Origin of the sequence: uncultured Roseobacter sp., from assembly GCF_947492555.1 — a bacterium.
Classification (GTDB): domain Bacteria; phylum Pseudomonadota; class Alphaproteobacteria; order Rhodobacterales; family Rhodobacteraceae; genus Roseobacter.
Genome location: NZ_CANLNE010000004.1, coordinates 62,927 through 80,734, shown reverse-complemented (window position 1 = coordinate 80,734; position 17,808 = coordinate 62,927). Strand labels below are relative to the sequence as shown.

Annotated in this window: 13 protein-coding genes and 1 pseudogene; 3 read left to right on the top strand and 11 right to left on the bottom strand. The window is 59.0% G+C overall.

Annotated elements, in window-relative coordinates:
* Positions 1-75: 75 nt before the first annotated feature.
* From Q1A07_RS19150 to Q1A07_RS19140, 3 genes are all read right to left on the bottom strand, one after another.
* On the bottom strand, positions 76-1,179 hold the full coding sequence (locus Q1A07_RS19150) for a hypothetical protein (protein WP_299783635.1): 1,104 nt from the start codon (positions 1,177-1,179) through the stop codon (positions 76-78).
* Positions 1,180-1,372: 193 nt separating this feature from the next.
* The gene (locus tag Q1A07_RS19145; protein WP_299783634.1) at positions 1,373-2,143 is read right to left on the bottom strand and encodes a hypothetical protein; all 771 of its coding nucleotides are present in this window, start codon (positions 2,141-2,143) and stop codon (positions 1,373-1,375) included.
* A 1-nt stretch (position 2,144) separates the two neighbouring features.
* Positions 2,145-2,678, bottom strand: a complete 534-nt coding sequence (locus Q1A07_RS19140) for an RNA polymerase sigma factor (protein ID WP_299783633.1) — start codon at positions 2,676-2,678, stop codon at positions 2,145-2,147.
* A 140-nt stretch (positions 2,679-2,818) separates the two neighbouring features.
* Here Q1A07_RS19140 and Q1A07_RS19135 point away from each other — a divergent pair, with 140 nt between their 5' ends.
* The 3 genes from Q1A07_RS19135 to Q1A07_RS19125 all read left to right on the top strand — a co-directional run bounded on the left by Q1A07_RS19135 (position 2,819) and on the right by Q1A07_RS19125 (position 7,661).
* Positions 2,819-4,255 carry a S8 family serine peptidase gene (locus Q1A07_RS19135; protein ID WP_299783632.1) on the top strand — a complete coding sequence of 479 codons (1,437 nt, stop codon included), beginning with the start codon at positions 2,819-2,821 and terminating at the stop codon, positions 4,253-4,255.
* Positions 4,256-4,667: 412 nt separating this feature from the next.
* The gene (locus Q1A07_RS19130; RefSeq protein ID WP_299783631.1) at positions 4,668-6,359 is read left to right on the top strand and encodes an SLC13 family permease; all 1,692 of its coding nucleotides are present in this window, start codon (positions 4,668-4,670) and stop codon (positions 6,357-6,359) included.
* Positions 6,360-6,461: 102 nt separating this feature from the next.
* Positions 6,462-7,661 (top strand): glycerate kinase, encoded by a 1,200-nt coding sequence (locus Q1A07_RS19125; RefSeq protein ID WP_299783630.1) that lies wholly within the window; start codon positions 6,462-6,464, stop codon positions 7,659-7,661.
* 210 nt (positions 7,662-7,871) lie between these two features.
* On the opposite strand, the gene Q1A07_RS19120 is transcribed toward Q1A07_RS19125, so the two are convergent.
* From Q1A07_RS19120 to Q1A07_RS19085, 8 genes and pseudogenes are all read right to left on the bottom strand, one after another.
* On the bottom strand, positions 7,872-8,291 hold the full coding sequence (locus Q1A07_RS19120; RefSeq protein ID WP_299783629.1) for a response regulator: 420 nt from the start codon (positions 8,289-8,291) through the stop codon (positions 7,872-7,874).
* 99 nt (positions 8,292-8,390) lie between these two features.
* On the bottom strand, positions 8,391-10,604 hold the full coding sequence (locus tag Q1A07_RS19115; protein WP_299783628.1) for a response regulator: 2,214 nt from the start codon (positions 10,602-10,604) through the stop codon (positions 8,391-8,393).
* 96 nt (positions 10,605-10,700) lie between these two features.
* Positions 10,701-11,417: a transporter substrate-binding domain-containing protein gene (locus tag Q1A07_RS19110; protein WP_299783627.1), complete on the bottom strand. Its 717-nt coding sequence runs from the start codon at positions 11,415-11,417 to the stop codon at positions 10,701-10,703.
* Between the two features lie 738 nt (positions 11,418-12,155).
* Positions 12,156-12,371: pseudogene (locus tag Q1A07_RS19105) on the bottom strand (integrase); the annotation flags it as partial.
* The gene (locus Q1A07_RS19100; protein ID WP_299783841.1) at positions 12,319-12,954 is read right to left on the bottom strand and encodes an endonuclease; all 636 of its coding nucleotides are present in this window, start codon (positions 12,952-12,954) and stop codon (positions 12,319-12,321) included. The pseudogene Q1A07_RS19105 and the gene Q1A07_RS19100, both read right to left, overlap by 53 nt.
* A 265-nt stretch (positions 12,955-13,219) precedes the next feature.
* Positions 13,220-14,458: an FAD-dependent oxidoreductase gene (locus Q1A07_RS19095; protein WP_299783626.1), complete on the bottom strand. Its 1,239-nt coding sequence runs from the start codon at positions 14,456-14,458 to the stop codon at positions 13,220-13,222.
* The gene (locus Q1A07_RS19090; protein ID WP_299783625.1) at positions 14,459-16,672 is read right to left on the bottom strand and encodes a TRAP transporter fused permease subunit; all 2,214 of its coding nucleotides are present in this window, start codon (positions 16,670-16,672) and stop codon (positions 14,459-14,461) included.
* Between the two features lie 97 nt (positions 16,673-16,769).
* A complete protein-coding gene (locus tag Q1A07_RS19085) occupies positions 16,770-17,780 on the bottom strand; it encodes a TAXI family TRAP transporter solute-binding subunit (protein ID WP_195818332.1) in 1,011 nt (336 codons plus the stop codon).
* Positions 17,781-17,808 lie beyond the last annotated feature (28 nt).

The following is a 17,808-nucleotide window of genomic DNA, read 5'->3' as shown; positions in this document are numbered from 1 at the left end:
CTGTCGCGACCATGTTATCCGCAACAAGGGCCGCATGAAACATGCGGCCCTTTCTTTTCAGCATAGCAGTCTTGGTCATGCGGCAGTCATCTCTTCGATCACCATCGGTGTTCCCGCCCGCTGGACGGTTGAGACGCGCAAAACGCTCTCGGCGACAGCCATCACCTTCGACGGTGTGCACAAATCGGTCCGGGAAAGAGCGGGGATGCCAGTTGCTTTTTCGGCCTCCATCGTCGCGAGAGGCGACTGCGTGAGCTTGCCTGACATCGCGAAAGACCGCAAACCGTAGTCAGCCAATACCCGGGCTCCACCAACCGCACCCAACGCATCAGGTGTCGCAAAGAGGATACCATCCATACGCTCACAAATGGACGATCCGGCCAGAATTTCTTGGGTTTCCTGTTGGAAAACACCATCTGCGATTTCCACAACCACGATATCCGCGCCATTTGCTGCTGCTGTGCCGACCAGAGTGTCGAACCCCTGCTCGACCCGGTCCATGGGCATCCGGTAGGTTGTGGGCATGCCTGCATCCGTAAAATCCATGGCACTGACACCAGCATCTTCGAACGCGTTGAAATCGCTGAACGCCCCAGTCCCTGTTGCTTTGACCCCGGCCACGCTGAAACCAGCTTGCGAGAGGCCATGTGCCAAGCTGACTGCGGCAGTTGTTTTGCCAGCATTCATTGAGGCACCGAAGACCCCAATGACAGTCACATGGTCAGGGATAGTTGCTGCTGGCAATCCGTAACGCGCGATGTTGATCACCTCGCCTGTGCGGTCTGTCAACAAACCAATCGGACGGAGCTTGGTGGGTGCCATCATCCGGTCATGTGCATGTTCCATGCTACCAACCACGCCGCCCCCGGCAAGCAAGTCAGCGCCTGCAGCCGTAACACGTGCGGCACCTTCGAATTGATCCGGCGCATAGCGATCGCCGATACACAGAACAACCTTGTCGCCAACGTAACTGGTGGACGCGCGGCCGCTGGCCAGCTGAATTTTCTGATGCTGATTGACTTGTGTAATTTCACACAGCAGCAAGTCTCCAGCAACACCCAACTCGACGGCAGGATCCAGCCCGGTCACATCGTCATGATTGACACGGCGGGTCGTGAAAGCCCATTTCGCGGTCAGGTGCAGCATTGTCAGGTCGAAATCGAAGTTGTGAACGGTCATGTCAGTTATCCTCTTGGGTTAGTGTGTCTGAGGATCAATTTAGGCAGAGTGATTGTCTGTATCCTGTCGTCGGGATGAATGGTTCGACAACAGATAATGAACGGAAAATGAATACTTAATGTATTGTTTTAAAAAAGTAAAATCCACCCGCTAGGGTGGACTTACCTCATCGCCAGCTTGAAAGGCCGCGGGTTCAGCGCAGCGCCTCTAGTGCCGCTGCCTCAGCTTCCAAATCAAGGGGAGGACCTGCATCGTTGGCCGTAAGATATGCATCCAAGGTATCCAGCGACGACGCTGGCGCATATCCGGTATCAGTCGCTGCAGCAGCCGCAACGGCCATCTGCACATCCCACGCGCCATTTCTCTGGCACGCGACGGATACGATTGTCATCCCATCTGCACGGTCAAACTCAAACTCACGGCACAGCGTTTGCGCCCCATCAAAAAAAGTCGCAATCGGAGCAATACGTGCGCCATTCTCCAACTGCGTATCTTCCCCCGAAGGCAGCGTGTCCAAAGCGGCGATAACCTGACGATCCGTCAGCGCAGCAATCTCGATACTGCCGAAACCGCCACCTGTATCCTGAGACAGCATCAATCCTGCGCCAAGACCCACCGCAAGTGCCAGACCCGCCGCCAGCGGCAGTTTCCAAATAGGTGTTGCCGCCTCTGGCCGTGCATTTTGCGGGAAGGCGACAACTGTATCACCGGCGGCTTCGTGCGTACCCTCATCAGCAGCGGCAAGGTCGCGAACTCGTTGTACAAGGTATTCCGGCACAGGTTCTTGCAGCACCGGCTCCCAGGCATCTTTCGCGACCATCTTGGTATCGACGAACAGCGCGAGGCGATCTGCCAGATCAACGCTCTCGGCCAGCGCGAGATCCAGCGCCGAGGCCCGCTCTTCCGCCAATTCGCCGTCAGCGTAGGCCATCAATTCTTCATCTGTAAATTCAGGCTTTTGCATCTCAGCTGTCTCCTTGACTGCCAGAAGAACGCGCGGTGTCGGTGTTTATTCCCAACTTTTTCGCAACCGCCAGCCGCGCACGGGCAAGACGGCTCATAACGGTGCCAACCGGCGTGTCCAGAACCTCTGCGGCCTCTTTGTAACTCATCTCTTCAACGCAGATCAGCATCATGACATCGCGTTGGGCTTCGGGCAGCGTTTCAATCGCCGCCTTGGCGGATTTCAACATCAACGCGGTTTCTGTTACCTTGGTGCCGTCCACCGTGCTGGCATCGGGCGCATCCTCTATGTCAATCTGCGTGCCCCGTGTCTTGGTGCGGCGCGTCATGTCGATCCAGGCATTGCGCAGAATCCGAAACAGCCATGCCTCAAGGCGGGTGTCCGGGTCGAACTGGTGACGCGCGGCAAAGGCGCGTTCAACTGTGATCTGGACAAGATCATCCGCCGTGTCCGGTGATCTGCACAGCGAGATCGCAAAGCGCCTGAGGTTGGGGAGAAATGCGATGATGTCATCTGCAAAGGTATCTGACACCATTGTTATTTTCTCTCTCGTTAAAGAATGGAATATTCCGCTGGGTGTGCCGTTACCTTTATTGCAATCAGGAAGCGCGGCGCAATAACTTGCGGTCTTTGGCTGTCCAAACATGCAAATTGCGACTCACAAGGAGGCCCCGAATGTCAAAGTCACTATTTCGGTTCGCATTGACCCTTCTGCTTGTGACGGCCCTGCCGATTGTCTCACCGTATGGTCCCTATTATTCAATCGCCCTCGCCGATGACGATGATGGCGATAGTGATAACGGGGACAGCGACAATGGTGGTGATAGCGATGATGACGACGATGATGACGACAGGGACCGGGGAAGCCGTTCGGAACAGGGAAGCGACAGATCGCCGCGTCAGGCAAACCCGGGCGGCAATCTGCTCGACCGGATTTTTGGCCGCACCCCTCAGCCCCGCGCAGCCCAGAGACCGGCGCCGCAACCCCTGCCGGACCGCGCCACTGACGAGATCGTTGTTCTTGATCTGGCGCAGAGCGACCTCGATGCGTTGACCGCGCTTGGATATCAGGTGCTGCAGGTCGCGGAGATTGGCGCCCTGGACAGCACCATCCGACGGTTGCGCGTGCCGCCGGGGACATCGTTGGAGGCCGCGTTGGACACGATACGCGAGCTTCCGACCGGTCAGGCGGCGGACTTCAATCATTTCTACCGGATGAGCGAGGGCATCACGCCGCAATGCGAAGGTCTGCACTGCGCCACCTTCGACCTGATCAGTTGGAAACCACCCACGTCGTCTCTGGCCTCCTGCAGTCAGGCGGTCGTGCCCATCGGCCTGATCGACACCGACATCAACCCGGACCACGAGGCCTTTGTCGGTAGCCAGCTCTCTGTGCTGGACTTCGATACCGGCCAGAAAGCGGGATCGGGTGCGCAACATGGCACCGCCGTAGCCGCAATCCTTGTTGCCTCCCGCCAGGGACGCGCCCATGGGCTACTGCCCGAAGCAAAGCTGATTGCCATCGATGCCTTCTATACCGCCGGGCGCGACGAACGCAGCGACGTCTTCAATCTCGTGCAGGCCATGGACAAACTGGCGGCAGCAGAGGTCAGGATCATCAACATGAGCCTCGCGGGCCCGCACAACGCGCTGCTGGAGCAGATGGTGGCGCGGCTGAGTGATGCGCAGATTCTGATCGTGTCAGCAGCAGGCAATGACGGCCCGCGCGCCGCGCCGGTTTTTCCCGGCGCCTATGATCCCGTCCTGACCGTCACGGCCGTGGATGCCTCGGGCCGGGTGTATCGGCGCGCCGGGCGTGGACCCCACGTCGATCTTGCGGCCCCCGGCGTCGAGGTCTGGACCGCGGCCTCGATCAGAGGGGTTCGCACGAAAACGGGCACCTCCTTTGCCGCCCCCTTCGCCACGGCGGCGGCGGCGATCCTGATGTCAGAGCAACCCGACATGGCGGTGGCGGAGGTCAAATCATTCCTGCGCGACGCCGCATTGGATCTTGGCGATGAAGGGCCGGACGAGGTTTTTGGCGCGGGACTTGTCCAGTTCGCGCCGATTTGCGCAAACCCGCCGGGCGTGCAACCGCTCCTGTTGGAATAAGGGGCCTTTCACCGCACCCCCATCATCGTTTCAAGAAGCAGAGGGATGGCACCGCCAAGGTGCGGCGTAGATAATCCAACTTGGCCATTCTGCAGACGATGGCGGCGAGACTGCATTACCCCTCCTTCAGCGTTGACGGCATATCCGCATTCTTCGCTCAGCGAACGGAGCGGTTATGGCCGGATACCCGGTAGTGCACTCTAGCGGGCAAGCCCCGCAGGTTTCTGGAGCGGGCTTCGTCTCATGCTCCTTTTGCAAGCGGACGTGTCCCTTGATGAGAACCCGGACGGCCACAAGAACTGCCTTATCACATCGGCGACCAGACGCCCATGTTACGATTTTATGAAATCCGCTGGAATAAGCACTGCGCCGCGACGTTTCCTTCTCAAACACGCACACGGAAGGACGCCCGATGACCACTCTCTCACTGTCGCCACCTCTCTTTCGCAACTGGCCTCTGCAACAGACCGAGATGATGGCCCTCCCGCTGGCACTCGTTGCTGTTTTGCTGTTCTGGACCCTCCCTGAAACGCTCAGCCCCGGCGGACGCAGCGCGCTGACAATCACCGCCTTCGCCGTGATCGGCTGGACCATGACGCGCCTACCGGATTCGTTAGTGGCCATTGCCGCTGCCCTTGCACTCGTCCTGACCGGGACGCTGCCCGAAGACCGTCTCTTTGCCTCGCTGGGCCGCGACCTCGTGTGGTTGCTGGTGGCCGCCTTTGTCATCGCGTCCGTCCTGAAATCCAGCGGGCTGATGGAGCTTCTGGTGGCGCGTGCTCTTTTGCCCTTTCGTAGCTTTATCTCCGTCGCCTATGTGCTGACCCTGCTGATCGCCTGCACCGCGTTTTTCATCCCGTCGACCTCAGGGCGCGCGGCATTGCTGTTGCCGGTCTTTCTTGCCCTTGCAGCGCAGCTGCCCGATCCCAGATTGATCCGGCCCCTGGCACTCCTGTTTCCCACGGTGATCCTGATTTCGGCAGGCGGTTCCCTGCTGGGCGCCGGCGCGCATCTGATTGCCGTCGATGCCATTTCGCAATCCGGCGGCGCCACCATCGGTTATCTGGAATGGATAACGCTGGGTCTTCCGGCGTCCCTGCTCTCCTGCCTTCTGGCAACGGCTTTGATCCTCTGGCTTTTTGTCCCGCCGGATCTGCAGAATGCCCCGCTTGTGTTGCAACGGCCCGCCGGCAGACTGACCACACACCAGAAACGGCTGGCCGCCGTCCTTGTCATGCTTCTGGGCCTGTGGACCACAGCGGGGCTGCACAATATCTCCATCGTGCTGATCGCCCTGGCAGGCGCGCTTGTCCTGCTCAGCAGGCCCTTCACAGACAGAAAGACCAAAGAGATTTTCCGCGACGTCGATATGGAGCTGATCCTCTATCTGACGGCCACCATCGTCATCGCAGACGCCATCATCGTGACCGGCGCGGATCGCTGGCTGGCAGATGGCATGCTGTCAGTGCTGCCGGAAACGCTGGCGAGAAACCGCGCAGTTGCCATTGGCTTCATGACACTGACGGCGGTGCTGTCCCATCTGGTGATCACCTCCCGAAGTGCCCGCGCCGCCGTTCTGATACCCGCAGTCGCCTTGCCGATTGCCGCCTTCGGTCATGATCCGGCGCTCATCGTGATGGTTGCCGTTCTCGGAACCGGGTTCTGCCAGACGATGATGGCCAGCGCAAAGCCGGTGGCGATCTATGGCGGCTTGGAGCAGCCGACCTTTGACCAGAGAGATCTGTTCCGGCTTGCCGTGCCCCTGATGCCTGCTGTTGCCATGCCACTTGTCCTCGTTGCCCTGACCCTCTGGCCCTGGCAGCTCAATCTGAACACGCCTGCGAAAGATCACATGGCGGCTATTGTGCCTCTCCACCCGGCGGCGGCCTCCACACCCTATGCAACCTCCGACCTTGTGCCCTCATCCAGTTCACGGCCCGTTTTGCGTCCGGACAGAGTGGTCGCAACGACGGCCCCCACGCCGAAGCCGCGGCGATCTGCGCCGTCACGACGCGTCACCCGGCTAGAGGTCGAGCTGTCAACAGTGGCGCGCGAGGTGCGGCAGTCCGTCGGCATTCTGGGACAAAAGCTGGGCCTGCGCTGACTGCGCGGCATACTGCCCAAGACGCGCAAAAAAGGGACCTACATGGAATAATCCCTCTGCCCCGCCGTTCTCCTTTCATGAACAAATTCAAGGAGATAAGATATGTCTTTTACTATTCTCGTCGCACCGTCCGGGTTCAAGGAATCCCTTTCCGTCAATGATGTCACCCGCGCGATCAGCGCTGGCGTTCGCAGCGCCCTGCCAGCAGCGCGCGTGCTGGAAGCACCGATGGTCGATGGCGGCGAAGGCTTTACCAAAGCCCTCGTCAACGCCACCAAGGGGACACTGCACAAAGCCATCGTGACCGGCCCGGTCGGGTGCCCCGTCACCGCCTTCTTTGGTATCATGGGAGGCAGCGGCCCCCGCACAGCGGTCCTGGAAATGGCCGCGGTCGCTGGTCTGAGCCTTGTCCCGAAAGACAGACGTGATCCGGGTCGCACCACCAGTTACGGCGTTGGCGAATTGATTTTGCGCGCACTGGACCACGGCGCGGACAGGATCCTGATCGGCTGTGGGGACAGCGGCATCAATGACGGCGGCGCTGGCATGGCACAGGCCCTTGGTGCCCGCCTGCTGGATGTCGACGGACAGGACATCGGATTTGGTGGCTACGAACTGGCACGGATTGCCGAGATCGACCGAAGTGAGATCGACCCGCGACTGGCCGATGTGTCAATTGATGTCGCCGTGAATTGGCACAATGTCTTGCTCGGGCCCAAGGGCGTTGCCCGCGTTTTCGGACCGCAAAAAGGCGCAACACCGGATCAGGTCGACGCCCTTGAAACCGGACTTGAGCGATACGCCGATCTGATCCATCAAACCACCGGGCTGGACCTGGGCCAATTAAATGGCTCGGGTGCCTCCGGTGGCCTCGGCACCGGGCTGGTCGCTTTTGCCGGTGCCACGCTGCATCCACGCTTTGACATCGTGATGCAATATCTTCGGTTTGACGACATGCTGGACAAGGCGGATCTGGTGATCACCGCCGAAGGCTCTCTGGACGGGCAATCGCCCTACGGCAAGGTGCCCTGTGAGGTCGCCAGACGGGCGCGTGATCAGGGCATTCAGACAATCGCTTTGGCCGGAACCATCGGCAAGGGGGTGCATGAAACGCTGGACAACGGCATTGACGCCTTCGCGTCGATCATCAAACGCCCCTGTTCGCTGGATGAAGCCATCCACAAGGGCGAGAAACTGCTCCGCCGCGCGGCGGAAGATGCGATGCGTATGATGATTGTGGGCATTCGTCTGACGGACCGCCCTGTTGCTATTCCAGTGCAAAAACCTGTTCACGTACACTGACCAAGAAAGGGCTGGAAAAGACGTTTAGTCTCAAGAGTTCTGCCCGAACGACCGCCAGCCTCTGCATCAGGTGCTGGCGGTCGATGCTTTTGGAGACGATAAGGAAGGGCGTTCACACCTACGCTAGCCTCACTTTGAGGGTCACCGATCACGGCAAATCTGCGGTAACTGAATGTTTGACAGCGCAAGTACTCCGTCTGGCGAAATGCGTCAGTTCGAACGGTTGGTTAGCAAATGGATCGCCTGTAGCAGATCATCCATATCCGTCGGCTTACCGAACGCCATATCCGCCCCGAGGTCTCGCGATATCTTCAACAGCTCTGACATGCCCTGATTGTGGATTGCTCCCGAGATGGCGATGATCGGCATCTTCTTCATCCACGGCTCCAGATTCCAACTGAGCGCGCCGCGCAATCGCGAGATCAGGGAAATGCCGCCGTCCGGCACTGGCTTGTCATCCTTCAGAACGATGATGTCGGTGATCAACAGATCATACCGGTTTTCTGCAATCAGGACGAAGGCCTCAGAAGCAGAACGGCTGGTCGTGACGGTATGCCCCTTGGATGACAGCACCTCGTCCAGAACTGCGCTTAGATCATCATCGTCTTCCATTAACAAAATACGAGCCATACGCTACTCCACCAAGTTGATTGGCCATGCGTTGTGCCCGGCGTTCGCGCCCGCATGGTCTGGAGCGGAGAGGGGCGAGCAAGCGTCAGGCAAAAGTCGTCATCCCTGTTTCTCCGACGGCTTACCCGCCAGCGTGTCGGCCAGTATTTCCGCCAGTTCACCGGGCGGGCACGGTTTCTGAACCATCGGTGCCACAACCTCTCCCATTTCGGAAGAGGTAAATCCGGTGTAGCCGGACATATAGACAACAGGCAGGTCGGGGCGCAGCTTTCTGACCCGGGTTGCCAGTTCAAAGCCACCAATACCGCCGGGCATGACGATATCCGTCAGCAACAGATCCACCGCGTCTCCCATCTCGATCAACTCCAGCGCCTCGGCACCCGACCGTGCGGCGATGAATTCGAAACCGAGCTCACTGATCAGATCTTCCATCACCATCAACAGGCTGACTTCGTCTTCGACGACAAGGATTTTCTCTCCTTGCCCGCGTCGCGGCGGCAGCCGGGTCATTGGCTCTTCTCTTTCATTCTCCAGTGTCCCTCGCGGCAAGATCAACCTGATCGTGGTCCCGAATTCAAGTTCGGAATAGATGCGCAACTCGCCATCAGAATTCTGGATGAACCCGTAGACCATAGACAGACCCAGACCCGTTCCGGAATTCGTGTCCTTGGTGGTGAAGAAAGGGTCAATCGCGCGTCTTTTCACCTCATTCGTCATGCCGGGACCATCATCTGTCACGGAAAGCTCGACATAGCGATACGCGCGTTCATCCTTGCGTGCCACATCTGCAGCGTGCTCCTCCCGCATCCCTTGGGTGATATAGGCATGCAGGTCCTCACGCCGCAGTGCCAGATCGACATCTACCTCGTCAATCGCACGCGCCTTGACGATGATCTTACTGCCCTTGCCGCTGCGCATGATGGCGTCCCGGCTGTTGAGCACCAGGTTCAACAGGGCATTGTCGAGTTGGCCATGGTCACAATAGACCAGCAGTTCAGGGTTCGGCGCCAGGAAGGAAATATCGACCGTCTCTTCGATCGCAGGTCGCGCAAGCGCTTCGAATTCGGCAAAGGTCTCGGTGAGCGGGCGCGATTTTGCCAATCCTGGTTGCCGCTTGGCAAAGGCAAGCAACCGATTGGTGAGCGCGCGCCCCCGCTCGACCGCGTTCAGCGCCGTCAACAGAACCCGGTCAGACCGTTCCGAAATATTGTCTGTCCGCGTCAACTGCATTGCGTAGAGGATGGTGGCGAGCAAATTGTTGAAATCATGCGCAATACCACCGGTCAACTGCCCAAGGGCGTCCAGCCTTCCCTTACGTTCCACCTGCTGCCGGTTCTTCTCCAGAAGGGAGACATCATCCAGCAAGATTACACACCTCAAACTGCTCGCGTCATCCTCAACCAATGCGCTGGACACGCGCACGTAACGATTCTCACTACTGCCACTCCGGGTCATGAGATGGGTTTCGCCGGTCAGGACCTGCCCCGCAAGCGCGCGATTGATCGGATCGGAGGACGCATCCAACGGATGCATGTCCGCCACATCCAGAAACTTGATCTCGTCAGGCCATGAAAAGGGCGTCATCTCTGACTTGCCACCAAGCATATGGCGCGCCGCTGGATTTATGACATCCACCACCCCGTTCTCGTTCAGCCCGATGATGCCGTTTGCCGTTGTGTCCAGCACAACGCGCAACTGCTCGGATGTCGCCCGCAGGTCGCTTTCAAAATCAAGGAGCCGGTCTCGTGTCGCATTGATTTCGGTCGAGATGGCGTCAAGGTCATCCCAACTATGAGCATGTCGCCTGTCCAGGTTCAGCGGTGCGCCCGTGGTGAACCATTCAGGCTCCGAAACATGCGCTGCGATATGGCGCAAATGGCGACTGACCAGACGATGAAAGATCACAAGGATTGCGATCGAGGCGAAGCCGGTCTTGGCGATGTTCGACAGGAACACCACCAGCACCTGTGCATAAAGGTTCGACCATATCCGCGCACGGCTCAGACCCAATTCGAGCGTTCCGAGCGATGTCACTCCGCGCACCGGATCGGTGTATTCGAGATCGAAGCGTTCGACGTCCAGTTGTTCATTCGGATCGAGCGGCGCACGGTCCCATGTCTGCCCGCCGCTGCTGGTCAGTTTCAGAGAAGCAATATCGGCACTTGAGAAAATGCCGTCCAGGATATCGTTCACCTGCAATGTGTCAAAGGACCACAGCGCCGAACTCAGGCTTTGCCCAAAGCCCTTTTCAACCTGCAGGACGAGGTCATGCAGTGCGTCGTCCTCCCGCTGAAAGGCAAGGTAGAGTTGCAACGAAGTTGCCAGAACTGACAACAGTGCATTGCATAGAAGGACCCACAATAGCAGCGAGAAAGCGAGCCGGTTATTCCATCTTTTGGGCATCTGCTGTCAGTCCGTGTTGTGCTTTTCCAGCAGCGCATCCAGCGACCCATCCGCGCGCATGTCGGTCAGCGCCGCGTTGAAATCGGCCACGATACCTGCGTGATCCGGTCGTGACCGGGACACAGCCATGTGGATCTGTTGCTTGGTCAGGGCAGGTTGCAGAAATTCAAGTTGGTCCTGAAGAGCATCGTCAGAGAGCAGCATGGAGTGCCGCACGACATGTGAGCTGTCCAGGGTCAGGTCCACACGCCCCGCCGCCACCATCTTCAGGCCCTGCAGGGTCGTGGTCACTTCAAACTTTTTGAGGTGGTCTGCATTGTCGAACTCGGTTTCGTACAGAAATCCGGCTCCAACCGCGATGACATAGGGCTGCAGGGAGTCCAGCCCGTCGTAAGTGATGTCGCGACCCTTTTGCCGCACGAACTGAACCTGCGTTTCAAAAAAAGGCTCTGAATAAAACACGGATTTCTGCATTTCCGGGTCGAGAAACAGGCTCGTGACGACGTCATATTCACCGGATTTCGCACCACTAACCACGCGAGACCACGGCAGGATCGCCGTTTCCACCTCGTAGCCGGCACGCTCAAGCACTGCACGGGTCACATCAAGGGAAATCCCAAGCCCCGGCAGCCCCTCCCCGGAAAAGGGAGGCCATTCATCCGCAACAACAAGAAGCCGTTCCTCAGCGATTGCCACGCCACTGCCAAAGACAGAAATTGCCATCAGCCAAGCGCAGCACCATTTCCCAATGCACACGAAATCACACCTTTTTCACCTGCGCCAAACCATGCACCTGATGGTCAAGAAATACAAGTTGAGGTAGAACTCTCCATAAAGCCTTCTCGCAAGATGAGGATTTGTGACAACTCTTTGAAGATCAATCCCATTGGTCTGTGATCTACCGGACACTCCCAACCATTTGCCGTAACACTCTCATTGGCTTTGCCGACCATTCCTGCTGGGATTGCCGTTGGGCATTTCGCCTGCACCCCTACCGGAGGAGGCGACAAGCGCTGGGGCTCCGTCTATCGCAGCGGCTCTCGCCGTAGGGCAACCATGTTTCCTTCCCTCGTGTTGTCGCTCCATACACGGGCTTTTCCTAACAGATAAAGTTCACTGCTCGCGGCGCGAGTTATTCGATAAGTACTTGCGAGCAGGAGAATCCCGTGAACCTTGCCGGCGCGTCTGGCGCGCTGGGTATGAGGGGAGTCCAACCTCTCATCAAAGCATTCAAATCCTGTTCGAATACTCGGCGCGATAATTTCGCGACCAAGAATTTGCGAAAACCTACACGTATGAAGTCGACCAGCCACCGGCTTCGTGTACGAAACGAATGCCCGCTTCGGTGAAGCTGCGCAGCAGCTATTCACTCTGCAGCCAAGGGCCGGTTTGGGCGGTCCACCACGACAACCTTCCGATCTGGAATTCGATGGCTTCCGCGATGGCCAGAGCACTCTCCAGTTAAACGCCCAGATATCGGACAGTGCTGTCCATTTTGGTATGCCGAGCAACAGGTGGTCTGCGCGTAGGTTGCACTTCTTGTTATAGACTTAGGTCACTTTAGCGCTCCGCACAGAATGTGCTGCCACAGACCATCGCCGCGAGACCAATCGATGTGACCCAATCACGACTTGTCCGTGCGTATTGGCGGGTCGAAAGGTGCAGCCGCTCCTGAAATTGACGTCTGTCTGGTCGCGCGAAAGGCGTCGCACAGGTCTGCGAGACAGCACCCGTGACACTCAGGCCATGTTGCCCGGCATCGATGCTGCCCATGACGCTTGACCAATTGGTGATGGCTGTCCACGTTTGGCGCGCCCCATTGGGGCGGTAATAAGGGCGACAGCTGCTCATACGCCTCCACCGTTCCGGCGCGCGGGCGGATCAGGCCAAGGCGACGGGCAACCCGCAGGTGATGGGTGTCAATCACGAGGGCCGGTTTGCGAAGGGTGCTGAAGTTCAAAACTGTCGCCGCCGTTTTCCGACCAACGCCGGGCAGTGGTTCCAGCCAGTTCAGCGAAGCGCTAACCGACATTGGTTTGAGCAGATCAAGCGTCAGGGCGCCTTGGCTGGCTGTCACCATCTGAAGGGCTGACTTGAGCCTGCGCGCCTTCACCTCCGCAAAGGTCACAGGTGCAATCAGCTGCCTGATTTCCTGCACCGGGGCATCCCGCAGGCTTTCCCAATCACGAAACCGTCCTTTGAGCGCGCAAAAGACGGATGTCGAAATCTCTCCCCGCGTCTTGCCCCCGATAAGCCCCATGACAAGCTGTGATACAGGGTCCAGCAACACGTGAGGGCCTTGAGGACCGTATTGCCTGCGCAGGCGTCGATGGATGGACAGCAGGCGGTCTTCCCGATCATCTGGAATCAAGGATAGCTGCATGTGGTGCAGCCTACCAAAAATAGAACAAAGCATGAACTAAATTCTCGCCTGACGAGAATTTCCGCCTATTGCCTGCGACCAAATCAGTGGGCTGGAAACATGAAATGAAAGGCTGAATTCGCCTTGCTTGCGCGGGGTAACGTCACAAAAAGCGTTCAGCCCCCAATGCCGTGACATCCGCATTTGACGCCCGACCGATCACCATATCCGCCAGCAACTCACCCGATTTCGGCGCCATCATCAAACCATAGTGCGAATGTCCAAAATTCAGAAACAACCCTTGTTTTTCAGGCGCTTCGCCCAACACCGGCAGGCTGTCGGGAAAGGATGGCCGACGCCCCATCCAGAAGCTTTTGACACCCGTTTTCAGGTCTGGAAAGGCCGCTTTCGCCAGCTTGCGCAACTGCCCGCGTTTCCGGTCATCAGGTGGGGCGTCAACCGGTGCGAATTCGGCCTGCCCGGCAATCCGGACACCTGTCTCCATGCTGCTGGCAACCAGTTTCGCATCGACGTCCATCACCGAATTCCGGATTTCGATCCCCGGCCGCGCAAACTCAACATGGTAGCCGCGCTCGGCCATCAGCGGCATCCGAAGACCGAGGGGCGCCAAGAGCTTGGCGCTCCAAGCCCCCATCGCCACAACGACGCGGGCCGCGGCATAGGTGTCCCCATCGCAGACAATCTGCCAGTCACCGTCCGACCTGTTCAGCTTGCGAACATTGTCCGAAACGAAATCGACCCCAAGACCTCTGGCTTTTTCTGCAAGAACACGCCCGATACGTCCGGGAGAGAGCGCGCGCGCCTGATCGTGGATCAGGACTGCCGCGTTGAAGTCCGGGCTGAGTGCTGGTTCGGTGGCTTGCAACACATCCTGCCCCACCAGTTCAAGATTGGCCCCTTTCTCGCGCCGGATCGCGTAGTCGAGGGACGTTAGGGTGGCCCGGCTCCCGTCCCTGAATGCATGTACGTAAATGCTATCCTTGATGAGCGTCTCAGCGCCCGTCCCTTGCAGGTGCCGCCGGTAAAGATCAATGGACGGCGCACAGAGCAGCTCCATCACCTCCGCCGTTGCCCGCACCCGGGCTTCGCTGGCCTGCCGCAGGAACCGCAAGCCCCAAGGGATCATTTTCGGCAAGGCGGCAGGTCGGATCGAGAGCGGTGCCGCCCGCCCGAACATCAGCTGCGGAATTTGTCGCCACACCCCGGGCATGGATTGCGGAATGACCGACCAGGGCGAGATGATGCCAGCGTTGCCAAAAGAGGTCTCCTGCCCCGGCTCCCTGCGATCAATGACCCGCACTGCAACGCCGCGCTCGGCGAGAGAGAGCGCCGTGCAGATACCGATGATACCTGCACCCAGAATGAAGACGGGTTGATCCATTCAGCTTGCCGCTTTCGCTCCGCGCCGCACGATCAGCTGCGTGACGATCACAGGCGAGGCAACAATCAGCGCCACCAGATCGGCCTGCAGCGATGGCGCGATAAAGATGAGCCCGGCAATGGCCAGCAACCAGCGGAACGCGATGTTCACCGGAGCCAGCCAGTACCCCACGACGGCGGAGGACAAGGCGATCACCCCCGCGATGCAACTGGCCGCCGTATAGGTGAACTCCCACAGGTCGAAACCGGTCGACGAGACAAAGAGCAGCACCGGCGCATAGACGAAGGCCATGGGCGCCACCACCTTGCCCAATCCAAGGGTGAAGGCTGAAATCCCCGTGCGGAACGGGTTGGAGTTCGCGATGGCCGCTGCCGCATAGGCCGATGTGCAGACCGGTGGCGTGATTTCAGCGACAACGCCGTAGTAGAGCACGAACATGTGGCTCGCGATGGGAGGAACGCCCAGTTGTGCCAGCGCGGGCTGCGCCACGGACACAAGCATGATGTAGAGCGCGGTTGTCGGCACCCCTGCCCCCATCAGGATGCAGGCCAGCGCGATGAAGACGAGGCTGATGAAGAGCGTCAGGTCCTCGACGGAAAATAATTCATAAGCGCCGAAGGTAAAGAGCCATGAGATGTCATTGCCCAGATTTGAGGCCGCCTGCGTCACCATAAACCCGATACGAAACCCCACGCCGGTGGTGTTGATCACGCCGATCACGATCCCAACCGCGGCAGAGGCGGCACCCACGGCCAGCGCGTATTTCACGCCGGTCTCAAAGGTATCGCCCATCTCCGGCAGGGAAATGCGACGCTGGGGGTTGAGCGTGGCCACAACTGCGCCGAGAATGAGGATGGCGGACATTGCGACGTCGAAGCCGCCGCCAGCCTGTTTCCAGACGACAAACCCGATAAACGCCGCTGCATAGACTAGCGTCACCGGTTCCCTGAGCCTGCTCATGCCTGCGATGATTGCCAAGGAAATCCCGCAAAAGGCGGACATGTAGGGTGTGTAGCCTGAGAAGAGCACCACCAGCAGACCGACCAGCGGCACGATGTTGGCCCACCCATCGCTCCAGACCGCGCGCAGTTTCGGCAGTGCGTCTTTGGTCAGCCCCTGCAGACCCAGCTTGCGCGCCATCAGATGCACAACGGTGAACACGCCCACGTAGTGCAGCAGCGCCGGGAAGATCGCGGCAATGACGATGGTTGTATAGGGAAGCTCCAAGAACTCCGCCATGATGAAGGCCGCAGCACCCATGATCGGCGGCGTGATCTGGCCACCTGCGGATGCTGCGGCTTCGACGCCACCGGCAAAGTGACCGGGATAGCCCAGCCGTTTCATGTTCGGGATCGTCAGCGCCCCGGTTGAAACCGTATTGGCCACCGACGAGCCAGAAATCGTACCAAAGAAGGCGGAGGATACGACGGACACTTTGGCGGGTCCGCCCGTGTAACGCCCGGCGAGGATGGTGGCATTGTCGATGAAAAGCTGCCCCAGCCCGGTGCGCTGCGCGATCACGCCGAACAGCACGAAATGAAAGACGATTGTGGAGACCACCCAGAGGGTGACGCCAAAGATACCTTCCTGCGGGAAGTACATCGAGGAAACGAAGGTGTTGAATTTCACACCCGGGTGTTGGAGCAGGCCGGGAAAGTAGGGGCCAAGCAGCGCGTAGGAAATGAAGATGCTGATGATGAAGGGCAGTATCCACCCCAGCGTCCGCCGCGCGATATCGAGCACCAGCACGATCAGGATGCAGCCAAACAGCAGATCATAACCATTGGGATTGCCCATGCGAAAGGTCATTTCCTCCACGCCCAGCATCCCGATCCCGCGCCATGCCAACCCCAGATACAGCGCCGAGGCGACGCCGAGGACCATCAGAATGATATCGAGGTAGGGCACCCCCCCAAGGCGCAGTGCGCCAGTGTTGAGATCAAAGGAGGTTGGTGTTTTGACCATCGGATAGAGCGCGTAGGTCAGGATGAAGAGCCCCGACAGGTGCCAGCCCATGTGCCAATAGTCCGGCGGCAGGGCGAAACCGGCCGTCAGATAGTGATAGACCGCAAAGGTCAGCGCCACATAGCGCAGGACCTTGCCAAAGGCGGGCGTGACTGACCGCGTGGCCGCCCCCTCATCGTATTTCTCTTCAATGGCGGCCAGTTCTGCTTGGGAAAGGTCGCGCACGGCTTCGGACTGCTGATCGCTCATCTGGCGTCCCCTGTCGTCATGTGGTGCAGATCATCCATCGGGCGGCGGACAGGTGTCGCCCGCCGCCCGTGCTCTGGTAAGGCTGGAAGAGGAGACCTTACTTCAGAAGTCCGGCTTCCCGGTAGAACTTCTCGGCACCCGCGTGCAGCGGCACACCAAGTGCGGCGATGCCATCAAGCGCCGTATCCGGTGTGATCTGCTTGCCCTTGGCATGACCATTGTCGAGCAGCTTGCGTGTGTTGTCGTTCCACATCGCCTTGGTGATGCCATATACCAGTTCTTCCGAAAGATCCGAGGACACGATCAGCAAGGCGGAGACCGCCGGCGTTTTCACGTCGTAATCCACGCCCTCATAGACACCGGCAGGGATTTTCGACGGGATGTAGGCCGGAATGATCTCGTTGATCTTGGCCAGATCTTCATCGCTGAAGCTGTGCAGCTCCATGCCCTTGGTCGTGGAGAGCTGCACCATCGCGGAGACCGGCCAGCCTGCGGCGTAAAAATAGGCGTCAAGCTGCCCGTCCGCCAGACGTTCGGCCGACTGGCTGTTGTTCAATTCTGCCTCGTCCATGTTGTCACGGGTCACGCCCCATTCTGCCAGCATCTGCTCCACGGCCACCTGCGTGCCGGATCCGGCCTGAGCAATCCCGACCCGTTTGCCCGCCAGATCAGCCAGCCCGCCAAGGGACGCGCCTTTTGGCATGACAAGATGCAGGTCTTCGGGGAAGAGGTTGGCGACGATCCGCAGTTTCGGATGCGGTTTGCCGTCAAACTTGCCTTCGCCCAGATACATCGACCGGGTCACATCCGCGGCGGCAAGCCCGGCTTCCAATTCGCCATTCTCCACCGCCGTGTTGTTGAACACCGACGCTGTCGTCGATTGCGCAATTGCGATCAAACCGGGCACGCCGCACTGGCCCCCCTCGTCGCAGGCGCGTGATCCCGGAGGCGCAGAAATGCCATTGGCGATTGTGCCACCAATGGGGAAGTAAGTGCCCCCTGCACTGCCTGTCCCGATCCGAAAGAAGGTCGGATCCTGTGCAACCGCTGTTCCGGCTGCCAGGGTCGTTGCCAGAGCAACGCCCGTAAGCTTTGAAAATACCTTCATTACAGTCTCCCATGTAGCTGACTTCTAA

Coding starts and splice junctions, on each gene's coding strand:
- Q1A07_RS19145 (WP_299783634.1), bottom strand. CDS start 2,143: ATGCAAAAGCCTGAATTTACAGATGAAGAATTGATGGCCTACGCTGAC.
- Q1A07_RS19110 (WP_299783627.1), bottom strand. CDS start 11,417: ATGGCAATTTCTGTCTTTGGCAGTGGCGTGGCAATCGCTGAGGAACGG.
- Q1A07_RS19095 (WP_299783626.1), bottom strand. CDS start 14,458: ATGGATCAACCCGTCTTCATTCTGGGTGCAGGTATCATCGGTATCTGC.
- Q1A07_RS19125 (WP_299783630.1), top strand. CDS start 6,462: ATGTCTTTTACTATTCTCGTCGCACCGTCCGGGTTCAAGGAATCCCTT.
- Q1A07_RS19135 (WP_299783632.1), top strand. CDS start 2,819: ATGTCAAAGTCACTATTTCGGTTCGCATTGACCCTTCTGCTTGTGACG.
- Q1A07_RS19085 (WP_195818332.1), bottom strand. CDS start 17,780: ATGAAGGTATTTTCAAAGCTTACGGGCGTTGCTCTGGCAACGACCCTG.
- Q1A07_RS19140 (WP_299783633.1), bottom strand. CDS start 2,678: ATGGTGTCAGATACCTTTGCAGATGACATCATCGCATTTCTCCCCAAC.
- Q1A07_RS19090 (WP_299783625.1), bottom strand. CDS start 16,672: ATGAGCGATCAGCAGTCCGAAGCCGTGCGCGACCTTTCCCAAGCAGAA.
- Q1A07_RS19120 (WP_299783629.1), bottom strand. CDS start 8,291: ATGGCTCGTATTTTGTTAATGGAAGACGATGATGATCTAAGCGCAGTT.
- Q1A07_RS19130 (WP_299783631.1), top strand. CDS start 4,668: ATGACCACTCTCTCACTGTCGCCACCTCTCTTTCGCAACTGGCCTCTG.
- Q1A07_RS19150 (WP_299783635.1), bottom strand. CDS start 1,179: ATGACCGTTCACAACTTCGATTTCGACCTGACAATGCTGCACCTGACC.
- Q1A07_RS19100 (WP_299783841.1), bottom strand. CDS start 12,954: ATGGGGCTTATCGGGGGCAAGACGCGGGGAGAGATTTCGACATCCGTC.